General features: G+C 58.0%; 20 protein-coding genes. 11 read left to right on the top strand and 9 right to left on the bottom strand.

What is annotated here, in order from left to right; translation table 11 throughout:
• Positions 1–54: 54 nt before the first annotated feature.
• Positions 55–855, top strand: coding sequence for an undecaprenyl-diphosphate phosphatase (locus PSR63_RS09540; protein ID WP_274332742.1), 801 nt, complete (start codon positions 55–57; stop codon positions 853–855).
• Positions 856–886: 31 nt separating this feature from the next.
• Positions 887–2,095: a GspE/PulE family protein gene (locus tag PSR63_RS09545; protein WP_274332744.1), complete on the top strand. Its 1,209-nt coding sequence runs from the start codon at positions 887–889 to the stop codon at positions 2,093–2,095.
• Here the strand turns inward: PSR63_RS09545 and PSR63_RS09550 are convergent.
• A complete protein-coding gene (locus tag PSR63_RS09550; RefSeq protein ID WP_274332746.1) occupies positions 2,092–3,666 on the bottom strand; it encodes a cation:dicarboxylate symporter family transporter in 1,575 nt (524 codons plus the stop codon). The genes PSR63_RS09545 and PSR63_RS09550 overlap by 4 nt on opposite strands.
• 991 nt (positions 3,667–4,657) lie before the next feature.
• Here PSR63_RS09550 and gap point away from each other — a divergent pair.
• The 5 genes from gap to PSR63_RS09575 all read left to right on the top strand — a co-directional run bounded on the left by gap (position 4,658) and on the right by PSR63_RS09575 (position 12,240).
• Positions 4,658–5,677 carry a type I glyceraldehyde-3-phosphate dehydrogenase gene (gene gap, locus PSR63_RS09555; protein ID WP_274332748.1) on the top strand — a complete coding sequence of 340 codons (1,020 nt, stop codon included), beginning with the start codon at positions 4,658–4,660 and terminating at the stop codon, positions 5,675–5,677.
• A 244-nt stretch (positions 5,678–5,921) separates the two neighbouring features.
• Positions 5,922–7,058: a sialidase family protein gene (locus tag PSR63_RS09560; RefSeq protein ID WP_274332751.1), complete on the top strand. Its 1,137-nt coding sequence runs from the start codon at positions 5,922–5,924 to the stop codon at positions 7,056–7,058.
• Positions 7,059–7,163: 105 nt separating this feature from the next.
• Entirely contained in the window at positions 7,164–7,535 is a 372-nt protein-coding gene (locus tag PSR63_RS09565) for a hypothetical protein (protein ID WP_274332752.1), read from the top strand.
• Positions 7,536–7,677: 142 nt separating this feature from the next.
• Entirely contained in the window at positions 7,678–9,075 is a 1,398-nt protein-coding gene (locus PSR63_RS09570; protein ID WP_274332753.1) for an efflux RND transporter periplasmic adaptor subunit, read from the top strand.
• A gap of 18 nt (positions 9,076–9,093) precedes the next feature.
• Positions 9,094–12,240: an efflux RND transporter permease subunit gene (locus PSR63_RS09575; protein ID WP_274332754.1), complete on the top strand. Its 3,147-nt coding sequence runs from the start codon at positions 9,094–9,096 to the stop codon at positions 12,238–12,240.
• On the opposite strand, the gene PSR63_RS09580 is transcribed toward PSR63_RS09575, so the two are convergent.
• Positions 12,237–12,623: a DUF6768 family protein gene (locus PSR63_RS09580; protein ID WP_274332756.1), complete on the bottom strand. Its 387-nt coding sequence runs from the start codon at positions 12,621–12,623 to the stop codon at positions 12,237–12,239. The genes PSR63_RS09575 and PSR63_RS09580 overlap by 4 nt on opposite strands.
• Positions 12,616–13,173 carry an RNA polymerase sigma factor gene (locus PSR63_RS09585; protein WP_274332758.1) on the bottom strand — a complete coding sequence of 186 codons (558 nt, stop codon included), beginning with the start codon at positions 13,171–13,173 and terminating at the stop codon, positions 12,616–12,618. The genes PSR63_RS09580 and PSR63_RS09585 overlap by 8 nt, the downstream gene beginning before the upstream one ends.
• A gap of 214 nt (positions 13,174–13,387) precedes the next feature.
• Here PSR63_RS09585 and PSR63_RS09590 point away from each other — a divergent pair, with 214 nt between their 5' ends.
• Positions 13,388–13,819, top strand: coding sequence for a hypothetical protein (locus PSR63_RS09590; protein ID WP_274332760.1), 432 nt, complete (start codon positions 13,388–13,390; stop codon positions 13,817–13,819).
• On the opposite strand, the gene PSR63_RS09595 is transcribed toward PSR63_RS09590, so the two are convergent.
• The 5 genes from PSR63_RS09595 to dgt form a co-directional block, all read right to left on the bottom strand.
• Complete coding sequence (locus PSR63_RS09595) at positions 13,794–14,711, bottom strand: DNA-methyltransferase (RefSeq protein WP_274332762.1); 918 nt, start codon at positions 14,709–14,711, stop codon at positions 13,794–13,796. The two genes, PSR63_RS09590 and PSR63_RS09595, sit on opposite strands and share 26 nt — an antisense overlap.
• Before the next feature lie 15 nt (positions 14,712–14,726).
• Positions 14,727–16,703 carry an arginine--tRNA ligase gene (argS, locus tag PSR63_RS09600; protein WP_274332764.1) on the bottom strand — a complete coding sequence of 659 codons (1,977 nt, stop codon included), beginning with the start codon at positions 16,701–16,703 and terminating at the stop codon, positions 14,727–14,729.
• A gap of 176 nt (positions 16,704–16,879) precedes the next feature.
• The gene (rsfS, locus tag PSR63_RS09605; protein WP_274332766.1) at positions 16,880–17,290 is read right to left on the bottom strand and encodes a ribosome silencing factor; all 411 of its coding nucleotides are present in this window, start codon (positions 17,288–17,290) and stop codon (positions 16,880–16,882) included.
• A 54-nt stretch (positions 17,291–17,344) separates the two neighbouring features.
• Complete coding sequence (locus tag PSR63_RS09610) at positions 17,345–18,421, bottom strand: PIN/TRAM domain-containing protein (RefSeq protein ID WP_274332768.1); 1,077 nt, start codon at positions 18,419–18,421, stop codon at positions 17,345–17,347.
• 149 nt (positions 18,422–18,570) lie between these two features.
• Positions 18,571–19,668 (bottom strand): dGTP triphosphohydrolase, encoded by a 1,098-nt coding sequence (gene dgt / locus PSR63_RS09615; RefSeq protein ID WP_274332770.1) that lies wholly within the window; start codon positions 19,666–19,668, stop codon positions 18,571–18,573.
• A gap of 344 nt (positions 19,669–20,012) precedes the next feature.
• Here dgt and uvrA point away from each other — a divergent pair, with 344 nt between their 5' ends.
• From uvrA to msrA, 3 genes are all read left to right on the top strand, one after another.
• Positions 20,013–22,874 (top strand): excinuclease ABC subunit UvrA, encoded by a 2,862-nt coding sequence (gene uvrA, locus PSR63_RS09620; RefSeq protein WP_274332772.1) that lies wholly within the window; start codon positions 20,013–20,015, stop codon positions 22,872–22,874.
• Positions 22,875–23,355: 481 nt separating this feature from the next.
• Positions 23,356–24,075 (top strand): hypothetical protein, encoded by a 720-nt coding sequence (locus PSR63_RS09625; RefSeq protein WP_274332774.1) that lies wholly within the window; start codon positions 23,356–23,358, stop codon positions 24,073–24,075.
• Between the two features lie 303 nt (positions 24,076–24,378).
• Positions 24,379–24,915: a peptide-methionine (S)-S-oxide reductase MsrA gene (gene msrA, locus PSR63_RS09630; RefSeq protein ID WP_274332776.1), complete on the top strand. Its 537-nt coding sequence runs from the start codon at positions 24,379–24,381 to the stop codon at positions 24,913–24,915.
• Positions 24,916–25,019: 104 nt separating this feature from the next.
• On the opposite strand, the gene PSR63_RS09635 is transcribed toward msrA, so the two are convergent.
• Entirely contained in the window at positions 25,020–26,411 is a 1,392-nt protein-coding gene (locus tag PSR63_RS09635; RefSeq protein ID WP_274332778.1) for an arylsulfatase, read from the bottom strand.
• Positions 26,412–26,449: the final 38 nt, after the last annotated feature.

Consider the following 26,449-nt stretch of genomic DNA (forward strand, 5'->3'; position numbering starts at 1 on the left):
GAGAGCGGCGGAGAATTGAGAAACTTTCTTCCGCTGCGTCAGGGTTTTGTTTCCGTGGATCTACCTGTTTGGCAAATCATATTGCTGGCCATCGTGCAGGGCATTGCCGAGTTCCTGCCGATCAGTTCGTCGGGCCACCTCGTGGTGTTGGCGACGCTGCTGGGAGCCGATGCCGAAAAGTTTGATCTGGTCGAACTCAACATCGTGCTGCACGCCGGAACGCTCGGCTCGATCCTGGTGGTCTATCGCAAGCATCTCTTTGAGGCGTTGACCAAAGACTGGTGGATCTTGTTTCTATTGGCCATGGCGACCATGCCTGCGGTGATAGCCGCGGTGGTTTTGAAACTAACCGATGCCGACGCACTGCTTGAATCTCCCCTGGTTGCTGGCATCTGCCTGCTTGTGACCGGTGCGATTCTTTTGCTTTCGCAGCGACTCGCCCAGAGTGAACAAACCTACGAAGCCACCACGTGGGCACAAGCCTGGTGGATTGGCTGCGCCCAGGCTCTCGCCATCTTGCCGGGCATTTCACGCAGCGGCTCGACCATCTGCAGCGGTCAGGCACTTGGCCTATCCCGGGAAGCTGCTGCGACGTTCTCGTTTCTGATGGCGGTGCCAGCGATTCTCGGGGCAATCGTGTTAGAACTGGCCAAGTCTCTCTCGCAATCGTCCGATTCCGAAAACGGCCTGCCTGCCTGGTTATTGCTACTGGGAGCACTCGTTTCCTTTGCCGTGGGCTGGGCATCGCTGGTCCTGTTGCTGAAGATGGTTCAACGGGGACGCCTGCACTGGTTTGCCTGGTGGTGTTTTGCAGTCGGGTTGTTTGTTCTCGTGTGGCAGACGACGATAGGATAAAGCTTCTCGTTCCTATGCGTTTGATAGATCGATGCAACTGACCGAACTTCACCAGCAGCTACTCAGCCAAGACCCGAAGGCCGACGCCTATGCCGAAGGGGTCGTTGCCGCGCTGCTGAAAGGTGCGCTGCTCCTACGTGCCAGCGATGTGCATCTTCAACCGACGCCCAGCGGATACCAGATCAAGATTCGCATCGATGGTGTTCTTCAATCGCTGGGGGAAATCCCGCGCGGAGAAAAGACCGACGCAACCGCGCGGCTCAAGATTCTCGCCGGCCTGTTAACCTACCGCACCGATATCCCCCAGGAAGGACGCGTCAGCGATCTCACGTTCGGCCAGGAAGTCCGGGTGAGTACTTTCCCTGCCTTGCATGGCGAGCGGGTCGTCATTCGTATTTTGTGGCAGCAGGACGAACTGCATCAGCTGAGCGACCTGGGACTGCCCAAAGTCATTGCCGACGATCTCGCATCACTCTTGAAAGAGTCGTCCGGGATGATTCTCATCGCGGGTCCCGCTGGCAGTGGCAAGTCGACAACCGCCTATGCCTGCCTCCGGCATATCGCCGCCGGCGAACAGGGCGGACGCAGCATCGTCACGCTGGAAGACCCGATCGAATCCGAGATCCCTGGCATCTCGCAGAGCCACATTCGCCCCAGCGCCGGCTTCGACTTCGCCACAGGTCTGCGTAGCTTAATGCGACAAGATCCCGAGGTGATTCTCGTGGGTGAGATCCGCGATCCGGTCACGGTCGAAACAGCCATGCAGGCCAGTCTTACCGGGCAGTTGGTCCTCAGCACGTTCCACAGTGGCAGCGCCGCCGAGGCGATCCGGCGACTGATCGACATGGGCATCCCGAATTACATGATCCAAAGCGCACTGCTCGGCGTACTGCATCAGCGATTGGTGCGAACGCTGTGCGAATGTGCGGTACCGTGCGAAGAGGACGAACGCTTCGGCTTTGCCATCGAAGGCATGAAGCAGCCTGGCGGCTGCGAGAAGTGCCGCGGCATCGGCTACCTTGGACGCACACTCCTGGCCGAATGGCTGGTACCACACAAGCATCGTCTGTCGCAGGTGGCGCTCGACACGGCAACCTCCGCGATGATCGAGGCCTCGGCTGTCGAGGCCGGCATGGCAACGCGATGGGTTCAGGCCGAAGCGATGCTTGCCAGCGGCACGACCAGCCCGGCCGAAATACGCCGCGTGCTGGGCTTTCGCGACGATCCTGCCAATCGCTAAGCGGCTTCCGGCGTTGGCTCACTAGCCGCCGCTTGCTTCTGCACCACCATCGTATCGATGATCCCGGCACCGCAAGCATCGCCATAGACGTTGACGGTCGTTCGCAGGCGATCGAGGAACCAGTCGATGGCCAGGATCGTACCGATTCCCGTCATCGGCAGCCCGACCGCTTGCAGCACGATCACCATCGTGACCAGGCCGGCTTCCGGAATCCCAGCGGCACCGACAGCCGCAAGGGACGCGGTCAGGAAGACGATCACTAAGTCGGCGGTGGACAGGTCGATCCCTAGTGTCTGCGCAATAAAGATCACGGCCACCGCTTCATACAGGGCCGTACCATCCATGTTGATGGTGGCCCCCAGCGGCAAGACGAACGAGGCGGCGCGATTCGAGACGCCGTTGTTTTCTTCCACGCATTCCATCGTAACCGGCAGCGTGGCAGCGCTACTGGCCGTACTGACCGAAGTGAGCAACGCGCGCAGCAGGTTGAACGTATACGTCAACGGATTCCGCTTACCCAAAACGGCGAGCAAGGTCCCCAGGACGACCGCATGGATCAATAGACCTATGACCACCGTCGCCACGTACCATCCGATGGCTTGCAACTGTTCCAAGAAGCCGGCGGCACCGCCGTTCTTAGCAATGTTCGAACTGACGAGCCCGAAAATACCTACCGGCGCAAAGAGCATCACCAGGTGCACCATCTTCATCACCGCTTCGTTGCAGACGTTGAAGAAACGAATGACCAGGGCTCCTTCTTCGCCGAGGGTGGTCAGCGCGCCGCCGAACACGATGGCGAAGACAATCAGCGCCAGCACGTTGGTGTTGGTCGCGGCCAGGAACAAGTTCGAAGGGAACATCCCGCTGCCTGGGTCCCCTTCGCGGCCACGGAAGACGTCGAGGAAGACCTCCATCGTGGTCTGGCCTTCTTTCGCCTCGACCGACTCGGTGCGGTAGGCGAACGTATCATCGGCCGACATGCCTGGCTGAATGATGATCACCAGCACGATCCCGATGAACACGGCGATCGCCCCGGTGCTGAAGTAGTAGACGATCGTCGAGAGCCCGACGCGTCCCATCTTCCGAATATCCCCCAGCGACGTGATCCCGCTGATCATGCTGGTGATGACAAGCGGAATGACCAACAGCTTCAGGACCTGCAGGAACAAGTCACCGCAGAATTCACAGAAGATATAGACCGACTGAGCAACGCCCAGTTTGCCGGCCTTCTTATCGGCCTCGACCCCTTCGACGGTCTTCTTGGTTTCGTCGATGCGAGTCTGAATCTTGGGCAGTTGGCCTTCCAGGCGGTCGGCTTCTTTGTTCAGTCGCTGGGCAACCTGGGGATCATCGGCATCTTCCGCTTGCTGGCGGTACTTGGCCGCATCGGACTGCTTCTGCTCGATCGTCTTCTCGAGCCGGGCCAGCTCCTTCTCAGGCCCTTCCGAGGCCATCCACATCGATTTGCCGTAGAAAAGCCCCAACAATACGCCCAAAACGATACCCAGCAGGATGAGTATCAGGCCACGCATGCTGTTGTCTGGTTTGGCTGCGTCCGCGGTGTCGGTCATTGGGGTTCCTCCCTGGTGGTCCTAAGTGTCCGCTTAAGATAACCGACCTCAGCCGGGAAAACCCAGCCACTTCTCAAACAATTTCAGGCAAGATGTCTATTTCTACTGACGCAGCGAAGGTTTGGACCCCGATTTGCTCTGAATATTTCTATAGCCCAAAATCGGCTTTTGCGAGTATACTTACCATAGACGCCCGATTACGACGTGCTATCTTACACAACGTAGTCGAGCCGACATTCCGAGGATTGGAATGGTCACATTTTGGCCAGGGAGATGAAGAGTAATGAAATTAGGAATGCTTTTAGTATCGGTCGGAGTTCTCTGGGCTGTCCTGGGGTCCGTCGTCCTGGGACCTGGAGTGCTGTTCTACCCACTGGCCTGGGTCGCGGTTTTTGCCGTCCTGTACGGCGTCCATAAACTCGCAGATACCCGAAAAAATAAGACTTCTGCAGCACTCAGCAACTCCGAAAAACCTTCCGGCGATCTCTCGCACGCAGATCTTTCCCGCGACCCGAACGCGGCAATGATCCGATAGCCGAATGGTTTACGACGCAGGTCTCGCAATGGGGCGGGACCTGCGATCCGGAACCATCTTCTTGCAATCTTCTTGTCAGGCAAATCGCTAAATTGCCTATGCCTGAGGCATCTTCGTGCCCATAAAGGCAGCTTTACCGGGTCAATCCATCCCTTAGGTCACGGCCTGTCCTATCTGCCAGGGTAACCCCTTATGCCGCTTGTGCATCGAATTAAGGGGCCGTATAATCGCCTTCAATTGGGAAGCGTCCACGTTTCTACGAATTTCGTTTGGCGCTTCACGAGAAAACTCTGGGCACGGATGTCTGGCCCGCTTGGGCACGCTCAGGATGCGTGCTATAACCGCCGAGAATTGACCCCGCTTGGCATCGTCCCAGTAAGGGACCAGAGAAACCAACATACATGACGGCGAATCGCTCGCCGCCCAACGATTTACCCCCTCAGGAGATTACGTACCGTGGCAGTAAAGGTTGCAATTAACGGTTTTGGACGTATCGGTCGACTTACCTTCCGCAACATGATCGCTCGTCCTGAGGAGTTCGAGGTTGTTGCGATCAACGACCTGACCGACAACGAAATGCTCGCGACGCTGCTGAAGTATGACAGCACGCACCGTCGCTTCCCTGGCACCGTCGAATTCGATAGCGAAGGCCTGACGGTCAACGGCAAGAAGATCAAGGTTCTCGAAGAACGTAACCCAGCCAACCTGCCTTGGGGTGACCTGGGCGTTGACGTCGTCATCGAATCGACCGGCGTTTTCACCGGTAAGAAGAATGGCGAAAAGCCTGGTTACGATTCGCACCTGGACGCTGGTGCTCGCAAGGTTGTCCTGTCCGCTCCGGCCAAGGACGCTCCTGATCTGACGTGCGTTCTCGGTGTGAACGACGATCAGCTGACCGCCGACATGACCACCGTTTCCAACGCCAGCTGCACGACCAACTGCCTGGCTCCGGTTGCTAAGGTTCTGAACGATACGTTCGGTATCGAAAGCGGTTTGATGACCACCATCCACGCTTACACGAACGATCAGAACGTGCTGGACCTGCCGCACAAAGATCCTTACCGTGCTCGTGCCGCAGCTCAGAACATCATCCCAACCTCGACCGGTGCTGCCAAAGCCGTTGCTCTGGCCATTCCGGAACTCAAGGGCAAGCTGACCGGTATCGCCATGCGTGTTCCGGTTCCAACCGGTAGCGTCGTCGACCTGACCGCTAACCTCGGCAAGTCGGCCAGCGTCGAAGAAATCAACGCCGCCATCAAGGCTGCCGCGGAAGGCCCGATGAAGGGTATCTTGGCTTACACCGAAGATCCTATCGTTTCGTCCGACATCATCGGCGATCCGCACAGCTCGATCTTCGCTGCTCCGTTCACCGCCGTGATCGCCGACAAGCTGGTCAAGGTCGTTTCGTGGTACGACAACGAAGCCGGCTACTCGGCTCGTGCTGCCGACCTGGTCAAGAAGCTGGGCACCATGTAAGCAAGCCTGTTTCAGGCGTTAAAATCATCAAAACCCTCGGATGCGAACGTATCCGAGGGTTTTTTCATGCGCATTTGTTTATGGGGTAGAGTTAAAAAGGCCAGGGTCCGCGCAAAAATTGCCCGATCGATTCGCTTTGACACAGATGGCCGAATGTCGGAACATTGGGGACAGCATCTTTGGATGCAACACCCTCCCCAGTCGCTTACCACGCATTCCCAAACGACGACTGCTTAACACTGCCATGAAAACAATCGTTACCTACGGCGGCTTGTTTGGCCTGTTGGTCGGGCTCCTTGTATGTCCTGCCCGCGGCCAAGCTGCCGATGCCCAAGCCCCAAAATTGCCCAAAGTCGCCGGACAAGATACGCCAGCGTTTGTCAGTTCTGAATTCATCTTCCCCACCGAAGATCGCCCGACGAAGAACTCCCACGCTTCGACTATCGTCGAAACGTCGGAGGGCCTCGTCGCTGCCTGGTTCGGTGGAACCCACGAAAAGAACCCGGACGTGGGCATCTGGATCTCTCGCAATACCGGCAACGGCTGGTCCACGCCCGTCGAAGTCGCCAATGGATACCAGGACGAAGAGCTCCGTCACCCAACCTGGAACCCAGTGCTGTTTCAACCCAAGGAAGGGCCGCTGATGCTCTTCTATAAAGTTGGCCCCAGCCCGAGTAGCTGGTGGGGCATGCTGACCACTTCCACCGACAACGGTGTTACCTGGAGCGAACCAACGCGTCTGGGCGAGAACGAAGCGATCGGCAACCTGCTTGGCCCCGTGAAAAACAAGCCGATTCAATTGGAAGACGGAACGATCGTTTGTCCTTCCAGCACCGAACACAAAGGATGGCGGGTTCACTTCGAGGTCACTAAAGACCTGGGCAAGACATGGGAAGTGATCGGTCCGATCAACGATGCCAAGCTGTTCAATGCCATTCAACCTAGCATCCTGACCTACGAAGACGGGAAGATGCAGATCCTCTGCCGCACGCGTGAAAACCTGGTCGCTTCGGCCTGGTCGGAAGATGGCGGCAAGACCTGGAGCGCCTTGAGCGGTACGGAACTCCCCAACCCGAACTCAGGCACCGACGCCGTCAGCCTTGCCGATGGCATGCAGCTGTTGGTCTACAATCACACCATTCGCGAGTCCGACTTTCCGGCCGGCCGCAACATGCTGAATGTGGCGATCTCGAAGGATGGACATGCCTGGCATCCCGTGTTGACCCTCGAACGACAACCGGGCGAATATTCGTATCCGGCGGTGATTGAGACTTCCGACGGCAAAGTGCACATCGTCTATACGTATCGCCGAGAAACGATCAAACACGTGGTCATTGACCCCACAAAACTGAAGATTCCTGCGTCCGAACCAGCAAAATAGTGGCAACGCATCCGCCCGCGGGCCGTTAATTGGAATTGTCGGCTCATAACACTCGGACTATCATTCAGACGTATGTTTACCCTGGATTCAATTCGATTTCGCACAATGACGGTGGCCCTGGCCATCCTCAGCATGGTGTATTCCTACGGCGTTTGCCCTGGGGGATGCCTTGAGGAAAACCAGTGGTACGCCGCGCTGCATCACATGGTGGAACACGACCACGAGATGCCGGGCTGTGCGCACGAACATGATCCGACCGAGCACTGCAACTGCGACCTGCAAGCCGATACGGCCTTGCTGGTTTCCTCGCGAACGGTCGACGACGACGGGGCTCAGGTAACCGCCTGGCTGCCCATTCTCGACCTGCAAAGCAGCACGTTCACCATCGTTGTCTCGCGCGACATTTTCCAAGTTGAGCACGGCGCAGGACCTCCTACGACGACGCTGCGCGCTCATTCTCAGCTCTTTCGCTGCTAGTTTCCGGCAGCCGATTTGCCCCAGTCTTTGGGCACATCCCCAGTCGATCCCTGGTCTTTGATGTCACAGCTAACGCTGACATGACCAGACGCACTCCATCCATTTGCCGGATACTTTCCATAACTAGTAAGAAAGGCGCATCATGCCTACCACGATTTTGCTTCGGATCGGGCTCTTTTTGAGCATTGCGATCGCGATCGGCTTGATCGGATATTACGCCGGAACACAAAACGCTCCTGCCCCTGCCCTGCCGGCCGAAGAGGCACATGAAGAACACGAGGACGAGCATGGACACGACCACAGTTCCGGCGAAGTCGTCGAACTGTCTGACACGGCATTCAACAACTTGAAGATCGCGGTCAAAACCATGCGTGGCGAAACGTATGTCTCGCCACTAACTATTCCCGGCGAAGTCGTCGAGATCCCTGGCCGCAGCAGCTTTACCGTCGCGGCCCCGGTCGGTGGCAACATCCGCAAGGTGAATGTCGACGTCGGACAGCTGGTGCATCTATCCGATCCGCTCTTCACGCTCGATATTGTGGACGAGCCGGTCTTGTCGGCTCAGGTCGACCTGCTGGATGTTCTGGGGCAGCTCGATGTCACCCAAGCCGAGATCGACCGCCTCGCTCCCTTGGCTCAAACCGGAGCGATCGCAGGCAAAGCACAGCTAGAATTCGAGTACCAGAAGCAGAAGCTACAAAACCGAAAGGATGCGCGGGTCCAGGAACTGATCGCACGCGGTTTGACCGAAACGCAGGTTTCTACCGTGATCGAAAAGCGACAGCTAATCAAACAGGTTGAAGTGCTGCTGAGCGAAGTTCCTCGAGACATGGACTCTTCCGAGCAAGATCCCATCTCGTTCGTCGTCGAGACGCTTAATATTCATCCCGGCATGACCGTCGACCGCGGCACCTCGTTGTCTCGCCTGGCAGACCATCGTTACCTGTACATTCGCGGCGAAGCATTCGAGCAGGATGTGCCTCGGCTGTACGAGTTGGAAGCGAATCACGTCCCCATCGAAGTCCAGTTCGGTCACTCGCACAAAGACGAAGCCGATCGAAACTACGCGACTCGCATGGCCGAGATCGCCTACATCGACAACAACGCCGACGACAAGACCGGGACATTCTTTTTCTATCTACGCATGCAAAACGAAGTCGCTGCCGACTCGCTGCTGTTGGATCAATCCGTCACGCGGCAATGGCGATTCAAACCAGGGCAGCGCGTGCACTTGCGTTTGCCGATGGACGAATACAAAGATCAATTCGTTCTACCGCGAGAAGCCCTCGTGGAAGAAGGAGTCGAAACATTCGTCTTTCAGCAAGTCTTCGGCCATGTCGAGCCTGGCATGAAAGAGTTCCAGAAGGTGCCCGTCGAGGTCATCCATCGCGACACGAATACCGCCGTGATCAGCCGCGACGGAGACGTTCGCCTGGGTGATACGATCGTCGTGACCCACGCCTATCAGTTGTATCTGGAGATGCTTTCCAAAGCTGGCGCCGGCGGCGGTGGCCACGCTCACCATGGACATTCCCACTAAACGCAGAGGAGCGAAATCATGTTGAACAACATTATTCTGTTCGCCCTCCGCAATCGGCTGGTCATCGTCATGGCGGCGTTGGCAGTTATTGTTGTGGGCAGTGTCATTACCGTGCGATTACCGATCGACGTGCTGCCGAACCTGACCCGGCCGCGGGTGGTGGTTATCGCTGAATCGCATGGGCTCTCGCCGGAAGAAGTCGAACAGCGCATCACGTACGTGCTGGAGCGAAGCCTCATTGGTGCCTCTGGCGTGCAGGCAGTGCGTAGTTCTTCCGATATTGGATTCTCGGTCATCTATGTCGAGTTCGACTGGGGAACCGATATCTACACCGCTCGCCAGATTGTCCAGGAACGCCTGGCGCTGGAGCAAGATAATCTGCCGCCGGAAACCGATGTGCAGATGGCCCCGATGTCATCGCTGTTGGGGCAGATCATGATCGTCGGCATGTGGAGCGACGACGGCACGACCTCGCCGCTGGAAATCCGGACGATGGCCGACTGGACCGTGCGGCAACGTCTGCTCACGATTCCAGGTGTCGCCCAGGTAATTCCCATGGGAGGCGGACGAAAGCAGTACCAGGTGCTGGTCGATCTGCACAAGATGCATCAGTACGACCTGCAACTGGGCGACATTGAGAAAGCGCTCAGCGAAAGCAACCTGAACGTTACCGGGGGCTACGTCGATCGAAGCTCGCAAGAGTTTCTCGTCCGCGGCCTGGGGCTCTTGAAAACGATCGATGACATCAAAGACGTGCCCCTCACGACCGATCGCGAGCGTCCTGTTCTGATGCGGCACGTTGCCGAAATCCAAGAAGGTGCCCAGATCAAACGAGGTGATTCCAGTGTCAACGGCCGCGATGCGGTGGTGCTGACCATTCAGAAGCAGCCCAACGTCGATACGCGACTGATCACCGAGCAAATCAACCAGGCAATCGCCGACTTGAAACTGGCGATGCCGAAAGATGTGCAGATCGAAACGACCTACCAACAGCGTGAGTTCATCGACCATAGCGTGACCAACGTGATCGATGCCCTACGTGACGGGGCCATCCTGGTCGTCATCATCCTGTTCATCTTCCTCTTCAACTTCCGCACGACCTTCATCACCGTGACGGCGATTCCACTTTCGATTCTCGTCACGTCGCTGATCTTCTACTTCCTCGGCATGTCGATCAACGTGATGACCCTCGGCGGCATCGCGGTGGCCATGGGGGAACTGGTCGACGATGCGATTGTCGACGTCGAAAACATCTTCCGGCGACTCAAAGCAAACGCGAAGCTCGAAAACCCTCGGCCGGTTCTGGGGGTCATCTTCGATGCGAGTGTCGAAGTGCGAAACGCGATCATTATCAGCACCGTGCTGGTGATCGTCGTCTTCGCCCCGCTGTTCGCACTCAGTGGCATGGAAGGCCGTTTGTTCACTCCGCTGGGTGTGGCTTACATCATCTCGATTCTCGCTTCGACGCTGGTTTCGCTGACGGTCACGCCGGTCCTTTCGTACTATCTGCTTCCCAACGCCAAGGCCACGCACCAGGGTGATGGCTTCTTCCTGCGATTTCTGAAGTGGATTGCCCAACCGATTATCCGGGCTGGTCTCACCCAGAATGGGATCGCCATGATCCTTTCTGGCGTTTTGATCGCGGTAGTGGGCAGCGGCTTCCTGGTGACACGATTGGGAACCGACTTTCTGCCTCCGTTCGATGAAGGTGCGGTGCAGGTCAACTTGTTCGCTCCTCCAGGCACCTCCCTGGCAACCAGCCGCAAGATTGCCAAGCTGGTCGATGACGAACTGGGTAAGCTGACCAAGAGCGAAGAGAATCCGGACGGTCCCCTGCTGTGGTACACGACCAAAACCGGCCGGGCCGAGCAGGACGAACATGCCATGGGGGTCAATGTGACCGAGACCGTCATTTCGCTCAATCCGGATGTTCACAACGGACGCGACGAAATGATCGCGATTCTGCACGAGGCCACCAAGGACGTTCCTGGCGTCGAGATTGAAATCGAACAGCCGATCGCTCACTTGATCAGCCACATGCTGTCCGGGGTGACCGCGCAGATCGCCATCAAGATCTATGGAGACGATCTCACGGAGCTTCGCCGTACGGCCAACAACGTGAAGAATGCCATAGCCGATATCGAAGGCATTGCTCCACCGGTGGTCGAGCAGCAAGCGATGATTCCCCAGTTTCGCGTTGAATTGAAACGAGACGCCCTGGCGTACTACGGTGTGCCTGCTTCGTACGTCAACGAGACTGTCGAAACGGCCCTGAACGGGAAGGTCGTTACGCAGCTGTACCAAGGGCAACGCACGTTCGATGTGCTGGTTCGGCTGGAAGATCGCTATCGAACCGACCTAGAGAGCCTCGACCGGTATCCATTGGAATTGGCCGACGGCAGGCGCGTACCACTTTCGGTGCTGGCCAATGTCTACGAAGCTGGTGGACCGAACACGATCAAGCGCGAAGATGGTCGTCGCCGCATCGTCGTTCGCGTCAACACACTGGGCAAAGACCTCGGTACGGCCGTGGCCGAAATCGACGAGCGTATCCGCGAAGATGTCGAGTTCCCGGAAGGGTACTTCTTCACGATGGGAGGCCAGTTTGAAGCCCAGCAAAGTGCCAGCACGCGGATCTTTGGTCTTTCGATCGTGGCGTTGCTGGTCACGTTCGTCGTGCTGTACTCGGCGTATCCGTCGACCAGCGTCGTGCTGCAGATCCTGTTCAGCTTGCCGGCGGCATTTGTCGGTGGTGTGCTGGCCCTGCTGATCACCGGGCAAACGCTTTCGATCGCGGCCCTGGTCGGGTTCATTTCGCTGGGTGGTATCGCAGCCCGTAACGGCCTGCTGTTGGTCTCGACCTACTTAGAGCAATACCGCGAAGAAGGCTTCACGCAACAGATGATCATCAACGGTAGCCTGGAACGCCTGGCTCCGGTGCTGATGACCGCACTGACCACTGGCATCGGCCTGGTTCCGCTGGTGATCGGTGGAAGCCAACCGGGCAAGGAGATGCTCTTCCCGGTGGCGACAGTCATCCTGGGCGGGCTGGTCACCAGCACGTTCTGCGAGTTCCTGGTCCGCCCTGGCATGTTCTGGTTCTTCGGCAAAAAAGCTGCCGAGCGACTTGGCGTCGACGAGGCTTCGCCGGAAGAGCTGACCTAGTTTGCACCCAGCCGCTGCGAGAGACGGGCGACTTGAAGCTCGAGTCGCTTGATCTCTCGCGTGGCGTCGTAGCGGTTGATCAGCATCCAGTACCACATCTTCATCATGCTGACCGTCGTGATGCAGAACATGACAGCCAACGCCCAGCCGATTAGCGGTTTCATTTCGGTGGCCAGGTAAAACTGCCAGGCACTCAGGAACCCCAGTACCACGAACAGCAACAAAAAGACCATCCCGACCACGTTCACCCAGCGGAAGCGATCGTTCATCGACTTGATCGTTACTTCCAGAATCGATGGGTCGTCGGCGAACTGCTCCAGCAGCCGGGCATCCTCGGCGGATAGCGCGGCTCGAATTTCATCGTCAATGTTCTTCTCAGACATCTTCCTCTCCTTCCATTAAAGACTTCAGCTGTTGCCGAAGTTGAAACAGTTGATACTTTACCGTACCGACCGGCATACCTAGTGCCGTGGAAATTTCGCGGACACGCATCCGCTCCAGATAAAACATCCGGAGCAACACGCGCTGCTTGGCTGCTAACTTTTCGATGGCCGCTGCCAGGGCCGGACGCTTGTCGCCAGTAGCGTGCTGCGTTTCAAGCGGCGCCGGGATTTCGTCGGGAGCCTGATCCTCCAGGACATCGCGCTGGCGTTTGTTCTTGCGAACCCAATCGACTGCCCGAGCGTGCACGATCCGGTAGGCCCAACTGCGAAACGCGGCCGGGTCGCGTAGCTTCTCCAGCGAACGCATGATCGCCAGCCACGCCTCTTGCACCACGTCACTCGCTACATCGGTGCGGCCGGTGACCTGCCGGGCATGGGCCAATAGTCTCGGCTGCCAACGCCGCACCAAGGCCTCCATGGCCGTGGCACTTCCGCTTTGGGCAGAAAGCACCAGCCACTCGTCGGCAATCTGTTCCGGTTCGCGATCCACGGCACCTGCCTGGGAAATGTTGTAAATGATCAGCCAGTGCTACTAGGTCGATTCCCGCGGGAAATGGTTGGCGCATTTCGAGCAAAATCAGGAAATCGTTGATAAGGCACGACTTATCGAATGCCTAAGATCCTACAAAATCATTGCCAATCCCGTCGTTTCGGGGGAGAATCGCCGTAGCGACGTTGTCCCCTCTTCTTGGTGAGGATTGACCATGCCGGATACGCCTGATGAAATATCGCACTCCTCGTGGCAGGACATGGCCTGGGTCTTGGCGTTGGTCGTGACCCTGTTGGTCCTGTTCGGCATCTATCGCACCGAGGTCGTCCTGGCGTCGCTCCCTTACTTAGAATACATCCCCGGTACCCTGGCCGCCGTCATCGGGCTTTGCCTATTGAAACCACGGCAATCGGTGGTGCTGTCGATCGGGCTGGGCTACTTCGTCGGCCTGCTGCTGATGCCGTTTGCCTTGGCCAACCCACCACTGCGATGGTACCTGCACATGGAAACCTTCACGGCGGTGAAGGTCGGCAACAGCCTGCCGCTGTTGGGCTGCGTCGTGGTGGGGATTGTGGTCGCGTCGATCTGGCTGGCATTTCGTGCCCAGGCGCGACGAAGAATTACTTCTCAAGACCCGGCAAACTGAGTTGCCCGTTCTTCACATCGGCCAGGCGTCCCTGGGCCATCTCGACATACTTCTTCGATTGATCGATGCCCACATAGCTGCGGCCTAGTCGCTTCCCAACAACGGCCGTCGTGCCGCTGCCTAGGAATGGATCGAGCACGACTCCATCTTCCGGGCACGTTGCATTGATGCAGGTCTCGACCAGCGTCTCGGGAAAAACGGCGAAGTGGGCATCGCGGAATTTAGAAAGAGGAATCGACCAGACCGTGCGTTTGTTGCGTCCCTTCGGATGAAAGGCCTGATCCCAGCGAGCATCATGCAGGTTGTTGTTGCCGCCGTTCTTGCCGGCTTCGGGCGTGCTGCCGCGTCGATGAAAATGATTGCGGCCCCCCTTCATCTTGCTGTTCTCGCTGAAGGTTACATGCGGCTCGCGGATCGCGTCGGCATCGTAGAAGTACCTGTTGTCCTTCACCAGCAGAAAGACATACTCGTGATCGGTCGTCGGTCGCGTCTTCACACTGCTGGGCATCGCGTTGGGCTTATGCCAGATGACATCACTGCGGAGCTTCCAGCCGTCGGCTCGCAAGGCCAAAGCCACTTGCCACGGTAGACCCAACAGTTCGCCGTCGAGGTATTTATCGCCCAGGACCAGCCATAGAGCACCGGTCTCTTTGAGCGTGCGGCGAACTTCGCTGAAGACTTCGACCAGGCTCTGCACATAGGCTTCCGGCGAGGTCTCTTGGCCAATCTGATCGTCGCCGTCGTAGTTCCGCTGCTGGAAGTACGGCGGACTGCTCACCACGCAGTCGATCACCTGGTCGGGAAAGGTCTTCAGAACATCACGGGCATGTCCGTGATAGACGGTGTTCAACTCGAAACTCGGCTTGGCCGCCTTCGAAACCTTCCGTGGCATGATCTTCTCCGACGGTTACATCTTTTCGACCGTTTGAATACCCAGCAGATCCAGGCCATGTTGTATCACCCGGGCGGTTAAATCGCAAAGCAAGAGTCGGCTATTCTTTTGTTCTTCCGTCTCGGCTTTCAGCACGGGGCAGTTCTCGAAGAAGCTGCTGTACGACTTGGCCAGCTGATCAAAGAGGTAACTGGTCAGATAATTCGGCCGGTAATCGAGCAGCACGTCGTCCAATGCCTCGGAAAACCGCAGGATGGCCATCGCCAACTGACGCTCGGCCGGATGTTCGACCGTGATCTTCGCACTGCTGGTCCGCAGGTCTTCGATCTCGACTTCTCCCTTTCGGAAGATGCTCTGTACCCGGGCATACGAGTACTGCATGTACGTCGCCGTATTCCCGTTCAAAGCCAGCATCTTTTCATAGCTGAACTTGTAGTCCGACTCGCGATTCTGCGACAGGTCGCCATACTTCAGCGCGGCAATACCGACTGTTTCGGAAATCTGCTTTCGCTGAGCTTCATCCAATTGCGGACCGTCCGGCTGCTTATCGTCCCCTTCGCTGACGACCTTGTAGGCTCGACTGACCGCTTCATCCAGCAGACCTTCCAGCCCCACCGTATCGCCCGATCGCGTTTTGAACGGCTTGCCGTCGTCGCCCATGACAGTACCAAAGCTGACGTGCTTCAGTTCGATGTCTTCGTAACCCCATAGTCGCGTGGCGGCGAACAGCTTGTCGAAGTGTTCCCCTTGGCGGAAGTCGACCACGTATAGAATCGCATCGGGCTTCCAGTGTTCCATCCGGTAGGCGATGGTCGCCAGGTCAGTCGTGGAGTAGAGGAACGCTCCATCCCGTTTACGGATGATCATCGGGGCTTTGAAGCCGTCGAGAAACACACACGTTGCTCCTTGCGACTCTTTGGCCAGGCCCTGCTTCTCGAAGTCTTCGACCACGGCGGCAAGTCGATCGTGATAGAAGCTTTCGCCCAGTTGATGATCGAACGTAACGTTCAATCGCTCGTAGACCCGTTTGATCTCGTCTTCGCAGAACGGCAGGAACTCTTTCCACAAGGCGATGTTCTCGGCATCCCCTTCGTGCAGCTTGGCCGTTTCCTGCAGGACGGCCGTGCTGATCTCGGGATGCTCGTCGGCCATCTTCTTCAGCTCAGGCGAGTCCTCGGTCTTGGCGATCTTGGCCTTGGTCGACTCAATCGCTTCGTTCAGTTCCTTGATCTGCGATTGCAAGCGACCGACTTCCTTCTTCTGCTTCTTTGCTTCGGCTTTATCAGCAGGTTCGGGCGCACTCTTAGCGGCTTCGTACTCGGCCGTTCGCTCGTCGAGCTTCTCGATCAGCTCAGGCAGTTGCTTCTTCGCATCGAAGTAATCCATCAGCCCTCGCACGACGCGGTAGATTCGCGACAGCTCCGGCACCGGGGCTGCTTTGTAGGCGTCTTTGTCGGCGAAGTGCTTGTATCCGTAGATGATCATCCCGAACTGAGTTCCCCAGTCGCCGAGATGGTTGTCGCTGATCACGTCGTGCCCGACGAACCGCAGCGTGCGGCAGAGCGCATCACCGATCACTGTGCTCCGGATGTGACCGACATGCATCGGCTTGGCAACGTTGGGGGAAGAATAGTCGACAACGTACTTCCGCGGCGTCTCGACCCGCTTGATGCCAATCCGCGGATCGTTCTTCGCGTGCGCAAGCTGCTGCTCGATCCAATCTTCGCGCAGCTTCAAGTTGATGAAGCCAGGTCCGGCGACTTCCGGAGTTTCGCAGATATCGCCCACATGCACGGCCGCGACCACTTCGGTGGCCAGATCGCGTGGATTCTTACCCAGCTTCTTGGCCAGGCCCATCGCGAAGTTGGCCTGGTAGTCGCCGAACTTGGGATCGCCGGCCGGGCGAATCATTTCCAGCAGCGGACCCGCGTCGTCAGCCAAAGACTCCAGCACAGGCTTAAATCGGGCACGAAGCAGAGCAAGAATGTTCATGAAAGTGGCTTGCAGCTTGAATGAATCGAAGTGTTCTCAATCTGGTCCCCTCGCCCTTCCCAAGGGAGAGGGTTGGGAAGCGGGTACCTGGTTCGCCCCTCACCCTAACCCTCTCCCCCAAGGGGCGAGGGGACAAGATGGGAGGTCATGCGGGGCGAGGTTTATGCCACCAGGGTTTATTCGCCAGGGTTTCGCAAGATGCCGGTTAGGTCGACCTTCTTGGCATTCCCCCACAGTTGTTCCAGCTGGAAATACTCGCGGGTTTCTTCGTCGAACAGGTGGCACACGATCGTACCGTAGTCCAACAAAATCCAGCGGCTTTCGTCGTACCCTTCGCGGCCCATGCGGCGATCGCCAAGCTCTTTTTCAAGCTTGTCGTCGATCTCTTCGCTCATTGCGTGCAGCTGTCGACGGCTACCACCGGTACCGATGACGAAGTAATCGAAGATCGGCGTCAGGTGCCGCATATCGAGAATGCAGATATCGCGACCGTTATTGTCTTCGATCACCTGGGCGGCTGCTTTGGCGAGCTCGAAGCTGGCGTTATCGCTGTTTTCGGAAGTTTCAGGCTTGTCAGAATCAGTCACGCAATTGCCGGGGGACTTGAGTAAATATTGGATTGGGAAGTAGGGCTTCGCTCGTTAGGCCGAAGTGTTGGCGTGGGTCTTCTGACCGCCGCCTGGCGAGCCCCCTTCGTTCGCTTCGTAGCGTCCGAAGATCATGCGTCCGGCACTGGTTTGCAGCACGCTGGTCACCAGAATGCGGACCTGGCTGTTGATGTGCTCGCGACCACCTTCGACGACAATCATCGTGCCATCGTCCAGGTAGCCGACGCCTTGGGTGTCTTCTTCACCCTTTTTGACAATCCGAACCGACAGATGTTCACCTGGCAGGAAGACAGGCTTCAACGCGTTGGCGATCTCGTTCAGGTTGATCACTTCCACGTTGTGCAGCTTGGCAACCTTGTTCAGGTTGTAGTCGCCGGTGACGATCTTCCCTTCCAGCAGCTTGGCCAAAAGGACCAGTTTCATGTCGACCGGTTGGCCTTCCATGTCAGGCGTCTCGCGGTCGTGGATCTTCAGATCGACCTGATCGTTGTTTCGCAGACGGTTGAGAATATCGAGCCCGCGGCGGCCGCGGCTGCGCTTCAGCTTGTCGCTGCTGTCGGCGATACCCTGCAGTTCGGCCAGGACGAACCTCGGCATGATCAGCACATTGTCGAAGAAGCCGGTCTCGACGACGTCGGCGATGCGGCCGTCGATCACGATACTGGTATCCAGCACGTACGGCTTGGGCCCCTTCACTTCCTTGGCGAATTCCACGTAAGGAATGATGAAGCGGAAGTCGTCCTTCGTCTGCAGCACCAGGCTGATACAGCTATAGCAAAGCACCATCCCGATCACCAATTGCAGTGCCCGGTGCGCCGTGACGGCCCCGGGGTTATCGGCCGGGAACCAAACCTGGGTGATCAGCCCCAGGATGTACGTCAGCGAGAGCCCCACGAGAAGGCCGAAGTAGACGCCCGAGATGGTGTCGTATCGCTTGTTCTTGACGAAGATATCGATGCCGATGACCGCCAAGGCCAAAACCAGCACCCCACAGAACGCCCAAAAAGGCTGATCCTGCAGCGCACTGCGGAAGGCATCGACCTGGATGACGGTAATGCCGACACCGGCAGCCACCAGGATAAAAACAATTCTAAGTACAATCAGCGCCATGGAGAGCCTGCAGGAGACGACCTAAACCGACAAGATTGCGACGGCAACCCATCAGTAAGGCAGGTCGTTCTCCCCTTAAAAGACAAACCTAATCTCAATTCCAAGTGAAGTATTCTACCTAGCATCGGTCCCGAAAGCATCCCCATAGACTAGCGAAAATGGGCGTCAAACTCCCGCTGGCAGTAAGAATCGGTCATGGTGGCAATGTAATACCCTACGGTGCGAGGTAGCCCCCAAACCTCGAACCATTCGGCACACTTCCCGCGTACCAATTCGGGGCGGTTCAGATACCCCTCGAACATCTGCCGTAGCTGGTCCTGACCACGGTTACGAAACTCGATGATATCGGGATGGCGATAAACCCGCTCGAAAAGGAACTTCTCGAGTTGCGTTTTCCGCGTACGCAGGTCATCGCTCACCGTCACTATCGGCTCGCACAGCTCGGCTTCCTCCGGCGTCAGCGGGTTCCACTTGGCAATCCGCTCCATAGCCGTCTGCATCACGTCGGTGACCTGAATGTCGATCAACTGGTGAATGACCATCTTCCGCAACCGACGCCCTTCCAGCTGGCCATACCGCTGATAGGCTTTCTCGGCCGCTTGCGCGAAAAGTGGAACCTGCATCAGCTCGTCGAAATTCACCAGCCCTAGCTTCAATGCATCGTCCGCGTCGTGCGTGTCGTACGTGATGCTGTCGCAGGCCTCGACCGTCTGGGCTTCCAGCAGTGGCCGCAGGAAGGTCATTTGCCGCTTGTCGACCCGAGTGATCTGCCCTTCCAGGACTTCGTGCGTCAGGTTGAGCCCATCGTAATAAGGACTGCGCGTTTCGAGATGCTTCACCAACACCAGGCCAAACGCATTGTGCGAGAAGCCTCCGCAGTCGGCCATGCACTCCTGCAAGACTTCCTCGCCGGTATGCCCCAACGGCGGATGGCCCAGATCGTGCAAATAGCCCAAAGCCTCGATAAGTTCCTCATTCAGCCCCAGGCTACGGCCGATCGTGCGAGCGACATTGACGACTTCGATCGTGTGCGTCAGCCGCGTGCGGTGGTAGTCGCTGACGTTCATGAAGACCTGGGTTTTGTCGGCCATCCGGCGGAACGCGCTGCTATGGATAATCCGATCGCGGTCGCGCTGAAACGGCGAGCGATACGGCTGGTCGGACTCCTGGTGCTCGCGGCCGCGCGACTGTTTACTTCGCAGCGCGTAAGGAGCCAAAAGCCGCTCCTCGCGCTGTTCATAATTCATGAAATGATGCATGTGCTTTGGTCGTAGTTTTCAGTTTTCAGTGTTCAGATTTCAGTGGAAAGAGCCCAATAAACACGTGGTGAATCGACGTAACCCTTTTCTCTAACAACGCTTTGCGTACTGATCGGGAAAGAGAATTCCATCGGCGTTCGGATTCGATTTCTTGCTGAAAACTGAAAACTGAAAACTGAACACGCTTCCCCTCTAGTTGCCACCTTGGGTGGGCCCTGTTAGCCTGAACTGAATTGTCACTCATCATTTATACCTTTAAGGTCGGGATTGCCCCATGGCAGGGGCAGGTGCGAAATCCGAGACCTTATTGCCCAGCATGATTGTCTGCCATCGTGGATTTTCATCGAGACAAGCTGTCTGCCATCGATCCGACGCAGGATACGTCCTCTATCTGCGTTCGCGGGGCACGCGTCCACAACCTCAAAAACGTCGACATCGATCTCCCTCGAGACCAGTTGATCGTCATCACCGGGCCCAGCGGTAGCGGCAAAAGCTCGCTGGCGCTCGACACCCTGTACGCCGAAGGACAGCGTCAGTATGTTGAAAGCCTTTCGGTGTACGCGCGGCAGTTCCTCGATCAGATGGAACGCCCCGACGTCGACCTGATTGTCGGCCTGCAGCCCACCATCTGTATCGACCAGCGAACCGGCAGCCAGAACCCGCGCAGCACGGTCGCCACGATCACCGAGATCTACGACTACCTCCGTCTACTGATGGCCCGGCTCGGACAGCCTCATTGCTGGAAGTGCGATCGCCCGATCACCCAGCAAACAGCCGAACAGATTCAAGATCGTCTGCTGGCCCTGCCCGATGAAACCAAGCTGATGATCATGGCCCCGATGGTTCAGGGGCGCAAAGGGGCGCACAAAGAGGTCTTCGATCGCATCCGCCGCGAAGGTCTGCTGCGAGTCCGCGTCGACGACGAGGTCTACCAGATCGACGAAGTCCCCGAGCTGAACCCGAAAAAGAATCACACGATCGAAGCGATCGTCGACCGCATCATCATTCGCGAAGGGCTTCGCGCTCGCATGAGCGATTCGGTAGCGATGGCCCTGAAACTGGGTGAAGGCCGGCTGCTTTCCTGCCACTTGGATACCGACATCGTCGACAAGGCGCATCCCAAGGGGACCTGGATCGATCAGATCTTCAACACCGAGCTGGCCTGCACCGAGTGCAACCTCAGCTTCATCGATATCGAGCCCCGCACGTTCAGCTTCAACAGCCCCTACGGGACCTGCCCCAAGTGCGAAGGCCTCGGCATCTGCGAAGAGTTCGACCCCGACCTGGTCGTGCCGGATCGCGAACAATCGATCGACGACGGCGCGATCGCTCCGTGGCGTGGCCTGACGGCGGCCGCGCTGACCAAGGTCACCAAGGGGCTCGACACCTGGCTCGGCAAGCACAAGCTTGACCGCACCTCGAAGCTCAGCGAATGGACCGAGGACCAGCGCACCAAGCTCCTGTCCGGCGAAGGCAATGCCTGGCAAGGCGTACTGATCGCCCTGGAAAAAGAGTTTGTCACGACGACCCGTAAAAAGCGGCTCGAACAGCTCGGCAAGTTCCGCGGCAAGCTCCCCTGCCCTGCGTGTCACGGGGCCCGTCTGCGGCCCGAAGCGCTCGCCGTGCGGGTAGCCGATCACAACATTCATCAGATCGTTCGTCTGAGCATCAACGATGCCCGCACGTTCTTCGATGACCTGGAGTTCGACGAACACGAGAGCCTGATCGCGACGCCGATCATCCGCGAGATCGCCAAGCGTCTAGCCTTCCTGGAAAAGGTCGGAGCCGATTACCTCACGCTCGATCGTGCCGCCGATACGCTCAGCGGTGGCGAACTGCAACGTGTTCGCCTGGCCACCGGCATCGGTAGCGGGCTGGTCGGTATCTGTTACATCCTGGACGAACCTTCGATCGGTCTTCACTCGCGTGACAACCACCGCCTGATCGAGGCGCTCGTCGAACTGCGCGACCATGGCAACACCGTGATCGTGGTTGAACACGACGAAGCGATCATGCGCGTCGCCGATCGCCTGGTCGATGTCGGCCCGGGTGCCGGTCACCGGGGCGGGCAGATCATCGCCGAAGGCACGCCAGACGTCGTCGCGAATGTCGATGCTTCGATCACCGGCCAATACCTCAGCGGCCGCACGAAGATCGACGTTCCCGCATCCCGTCGCAAGGTTGCCAAGTCGCGGATGATCTCCATCGAAGGAGCCACGACCAACAACTTGAAGGATGTGGCTGTTCAGGTTCCGTTGGGCGCGTTCGTCTGCGTGACCGGGGTGAGCGGTAGCGGCAAGAGTTCGTTGGTGAACGAAACGATCACACCGGCACTGCTTCGCCGCCTGGGTCAGCCCTCGCAGCGTCCTGGGGCGTTCACCAGTCTTCGCGGCACGAGCCAGGTCGACAAGGTCATCCCGATCGACCAGTCCCCAATCGGCCGCACGCCGCGTAGTAACCCGGCTACGTATACCGGCGTGTTCGATGAAATCCGCAAGGTGTTCGCCGAGACGCGGCAAGCGAAGCAGTACGGCTACAAGGCGTCGCGGTTCAGCTTCAACGTCAAAGGGGGCCGCTGCGAAGAATGCCAAGGCCAGGGCCTGCGGAAGATCGAAATGAACTTCCTGCCTGACCTGTTCGTCGAGTGCCCTCAGTGCCACGGCAAACGCTTCAACCGACAGACGCTACGGGTCAAATATAAAGACCTTTCGATCGCCGACGTCTTGAACCTGCCGATCGAAGAAGCGTCTGAGTTCTTCGAGGCAGTGCCCACCATCCACCGCGTGCTGGCAAGCCTGTGCGACGTGGGCCTGGGCTATCTCTCGCTCGGCCAACCGAGCACGACCCTTTCCGGCGGTGAAGCCCAGCGTATCAAGCTGGCCACCGAACTGGCCCGCACCGAAACCGGCAGCACGCTGTACGTCCTCGACGAACCGACCACCGGGCTGCACTTCGAAGACATCCGCCGCTTGCTCTCGGTCCTCTCGCGCTTAGTCGACAAGGGGAACACGGTCCTGGTGATCGAACACAACCTGGACGTCATCAAGAGCGCCGACTGGCTGATCGACCTCGGCCCCGAAGGCGGCTCTGGCGGCGGCCAAATCATCGCCACCGGCACGCCCGAACAAGTCGCCGAAGTCGAAGCGAGCTACACTGGGCAGTATCTGAAACCGCTGCTCAACGGGAACGCGTAGCCTTAAACTCCTGTCCCCTCGCCCCTTTGGGGAGAGGGCTAGGGTGAGGGGCGAAGCTGGTACCCGCTCTTGAAGTCTCAAAGAGAAGATCCACCGCGGATCACGCAGATAAGAAGTAGGGCCCGCGTGTCGCGGGTCGGCCCCCTGGTACCCGCTTCGCGACCCGCGACACGCGGGCCCTACAAAAAAATTCCAGGCGCACTATCTCAGGGCAGCGTTCTGCCTGTAAACTACACGTACATCCATCGAAGCACTCTCGCTCCCCCGGGTGCCACGCCCAAGTCCGCTTGGGCGTGCCAAGAGGTAGCCATCCTAAACGGGCGACCTCCTTCACACGTGCCCATCCCAACCTGTGCCACTGGCCTCTGGCCAGTGTTCTTACGGCCAATTTGGGATGGCTCACCATGTTCTCACTTCGCACTGCCGAGGGCAGCCGTGGCACGCGATTCATCAAAACAACTTCACCACACAAGCGAACATCATGTCCCATCACCACGCAGCACAACCTGAAAAACACGGAGCAGGCCACTCTGGCCATGCTCCGCAGGTTGCCGTGCGCGATGGGAACCGGCTGCTGTGTCCCTGTTGTGGGGAAGTGTTGATGGTGCTGCCGGAGAAGCCGCCTTCCTACGGAGCCAACTGCCAAGCAGTCGCCATCGATCCGGAGATCGCGGCGCACGAGTTCCCGGCAGACCCACCTCCGCAGATTCCTACCCGGCGATCCACCACGCTTCGGCCTGCGTCACTCGATCAGTGCGAACCGCGCGAGCGCGACGAAGCCACGCGGGCTCGTGAACGCGAACTCTACCGGCTCAAGCGCCCCCTGCGAGAACCACTCACTTACGAAGCGGCCCGGCTGTTCGCCTACACCTACTACCGCCTGCAGGCCCTCGACCGGCAATTGCATCGCGAGATTTGCCAGAAGCAGGAAGAGATCGACGCGCTGGAGCGGGAACTGGATGGCCTGAAGGAAACGTCTTCGCGCGAAGAACGTCCACAACGCGCGAAGCAGGTAAAGGTTCGTCTTTATGGCGAGCCCAAGAAGATCATCACACCGGCGCGACGCCAGCGCGTTCGCGGCGCGCTTCAAAGACACGCCCAAGCAGACTTGGGCGTGGCACCCGGACGACTTCGCGACGTGAACGCGGCCGCCGCAGGAACGAACAAGACGCATGAAGCCAGCGAACGCGGACCGCCTTAAAGAATCCTGTCCCCTCTCCCTTAGGGGAGAGGGCTAGGATGAGGGTTTATTGAGCGTCCTTTGCCCAACATTGCCAGATGGAAGTTCCGGATCGATCGGAACACCGCTCGCGCATGCGCTGCTTACAAGCAAGATGCCCCCTCACCCTAACCCTCTCCCCTAAGGGGCGAGGGGACAGGATTGCCTGCGCGCTTATAATGAACGCAAACCTTGGCTTTGCTTCACACGGGATCGATTCGCCTGGGATTGGCTTCGGCCAAGCTCCGGCATCCATCGCCCCATTCACTCATAGGACATCACACCATGGCAGATCTTCAAACGGCAACTTTCGGCGGCGGGTGTTTCTGGTGCACCGAGGCTGTCTTCCTTGAGCTACGTGGCGTCAAGAGTGTCGAGTCCGGCTACGCAGGCGGGCACGTTGCCAATCCGACCTACGAACAGGTCTGCACCAAGACGACCGGGCACGCCGAGGTGATTCAAATCACGTACGACCCTGACCAGATCAACTACGAAGACTTGCTGGAGATCTTCTTTCAAACGCACGACCCGACCACCAAGGATCGGCAAGGCAACGATGTCGGCCCGCAGTATCGCAGCGCGGTGTTTTATCACACGGACGAGCAAAAAGAGACGGCCCAGGCGTTCATCGCCAAGCTGAACGAAAGCGGCGTGCTGCCTGGCAAGATCGTGACCGAAGTGACCCAGATCAACAACTACTACCCGGCCGAGAACTACCACCAGGATTACCTGGCCAACAACCCCAGCAACCCTTACTGCGCGATGGTCGTTCGCCCGAAGGTCGACAAGTTCCGCAAGCAGTTTGCCGACAAGCTGAAGTAAAGATCAACTACCCAGATCCTAAGCCTAAGCTGCAGATCAAAAAGAAACGCCCACTACCGTAGCAGCGGGCGTCTGTTCATTTATGTTTCGTCGATCCGTCCGAGTTACTTCCGTTCAAACTTGAACTTGAAGCGGTCGTTTTCGGTGTGAGCCTGGTCGAAGATTTCACGCACCTTGGCGATCAGTTCGGGGTGCTGCTTCGAGAGGTCGACGTTTTCCTCGACGTCCTTCTCGATGTTGTACAGCGCGATGTGGGCATCGGGGTCGGCGGTCATGTCGTTTTGCACGGCCTTCCATTGGCCCATGCGAACGGCTCGACGGCCGCCGCGTTCGAAGAACTCCCAGTACAGGTAATCGTGCTGCGGCTGATCCCCTTCCCCGGTCAGCTCAGGCACCATGGTGATGCCGTCGAGGCCTTCCGGCACTTCGGCGCCGGCCAGTTGGCATAGCGTCGGCAAAACGTCCCAGTGAGCACTGATCAGATGGCTTTCGGTGCCTGGCTTCACGTGGCCTGGCCAGCGAACCAAAAACGGCGCGCGGATACCGCCATCGGTCAGGTCACGCTTGTGACCGCGATAAGGTCCGTTGCTGTTGAAGAATTTGGGATCGTGGCCCCCTTCCTGATGGGCGCCGTTGTCGCTAGTGAACATGACGATCGTGTTGTCGTCGAGACCCAACTCGTTGACCAGGTGCATCACGCGGCCGACGTCCTCGTCCATCTTGGTGCACATGCCAGCGAACGCCGCGATCGGGTTCTTCACCGGAGGACCCGAGTACTTGCCGATCTTGTCTTCAAACTCAGAGAACTTCTGGCGGTAAGGAGCAACGTACTCTTCCGGCACGTGCATCGCGGCGTGCGGAATGGTGATCGGCAGGTAGCAGAAGAACGGCTTGTCCTTGTTGTCGCGAATGAACTGAAGAGCCTGATCCATAATCAGATCGTGCGAGTAGGTCTTGCCGTCGAGCTCGATCTTCTTCTCGTTGTCGTACAACCAGGTTGGATAGTACGTGTGAGCGTTACGCTGGCAGTTGTAACCATAGAAGACGTCGAAGCCTTGCTTGATGGGGTCCCCTTCCGAGCCAGGAAAGCCGAGGCCCCACTTGCCGAAAGCACCGGTCCTGTAACCAGCTTCCTTGAGCAGCTCGGGCAGCGTAACGGTATCGGCCGGAATCGGCTGTTGGCCGACCGGTCGCACTTCGGCATTGCCGCGGACAGGCGTGTGCCCGGTGTGCAGCCCTGTCATCAGCACGCTACGCGTCGGAGCACACACGGTGCTGCCGCTGTAGTGATCGGTGAACTTCATCCCTTCGGTCGCCAGGCGATCGATGTTGGGGGTCTCGAACTTCTCTTGGCCGTAGCAGCCAAGATCGCCAATCCCCAGATCGTCGGCGAGGATGTAAATGATGTTTGGCTTTTTGGCTTCGGCCAGTTCCGGGCAGAACAAACCAAGGCCGACAATGGCTAACAACAAGCTGGTAAGCGTACGGGTCATCATCAAAGGAGTCGTCTTGGGGGAAAGGGAAATAGAAGTCT

The organism is Bremerella sp. P1, from assembly GCF_028748185.1.
Classification (GTDB): domain Bacteria; phylum Planctomycetota; class Planctomycetia; order Pirellulales; family Pirellulaceae; genus Bremerella.

What these genes read in the sequence shown, in the direction of transcription:
- PSR63_RS09610 (WP_274332768.1), bottom strand. Translation starts at nt 18,421, where the DNA reads ATGGCGCTGATTGTACTTAGAATTGTTTTTATCCTGGTGGCTGCCGGT.
- msrA (WP_274332776.1), top strand. Translation starts at nt 24,379, where the DNA reads ATGGCAGATCTTCAAACGGCAACTTTCGGCGGCGGGTGTTTCTGGTGC.
- argS (WP_274332764.1), bottom strand. Translation starts at nt 16,703, where the DNA reads ATGAACATTCTTGCTCTGCTTCGTGCCCGATTTAAGCCTGTGCTGGAG.
- PSR63_RS09550 (WP_274332746.1), bottom strand. Translation starts at nt 3,666, where the DNA reads ATGACCGACACCGCGGACGCAGCCAAACCAGACAACAGCATGCGTGGC.
- dgt (WP_274332770.1), bottom strand. Translation starts at nt 19,668, where the DNA reads ATGAATTATGAACAGCGCGAGGAGCGGCTTTTGGCTCCTTACGCGCTG.
- PSR63_RS09570 (WP_274332753.1), top strand. Translation starts at nt 7,678, where the DNA reads ATGCCTACCACGATTTTGCTTCGGATCGGGCTCTTTTTGAGCATTGCG.
- PSR63_RS09565 (WP_274332752.1), top strand. Translation starts at nt 7,164, where the DNA reads ATGACGGTGGCCCTGGCCATCCTCAGCATGGTGTATTCCTACGGCGTT.
- PSR63_RS09635 (WP_274332778.1), bottom strand. Translation starts at nt 26,411, where the DNA reads ATGATGACCCGTACGCTTACCAGCTTGTTGTTAGCCATTGTCGGCCTT.
- PSR63_RS09595 (WP_274332762.1), bottom strand. Translation starts at nt 14,711, where the DNA reads ATGCCACGGAAGGTTTCGAAGGCGGCCAAGCCGAGTTTCGAGTTGAAC.
- PSR63_RS09545 (WP_274332744.1), top strand. Translation starts at nt 887, where the DNA reads ATGCAACTGACCGAACTTCACCAGCAGCTACTCAGCCAAGACCCGAAG.
- PSR63_RS09625 (WP_274332774.1), top strand. Translation starts at nt 23,356, where the DNA reads ATGTCCCATCACCACGCAGCACAACCTGAAAAACACGGAGCAGGCCAC.
- PSR63_RS09575 (WP_274332754.1), top strand. Translation starts at nt 9,094, where the DNA reads ATGTTGAACAACATTATTCTGTTCGCCCTCCGCAATCGGCTGGTCATC.
- PSR63_RS09560 (WP_274332751.1), top strand. Translation starts at nt 5,922, where the DNA reads ATGAAAACAATCGTTACCTACGGCGGCTTGTTTGGCCTGTTGGTCGGG.
- PSR63_RS09590 (WP_274332760.1), top strand. Translation starts at nt 13,388, where the DNA reads ATGCCGGATACGCCTGATGAAATATCGCACTCCTCGTGGCAGGACATG.
- PSR63_RS09580 (WP_274332756.1), bottom strand. Translation starts at nt 12,623, where the DNA reads ATGTCTGAGAAGAACATTGACGATGAAATTCGAGCCGCGCTATCCGCC.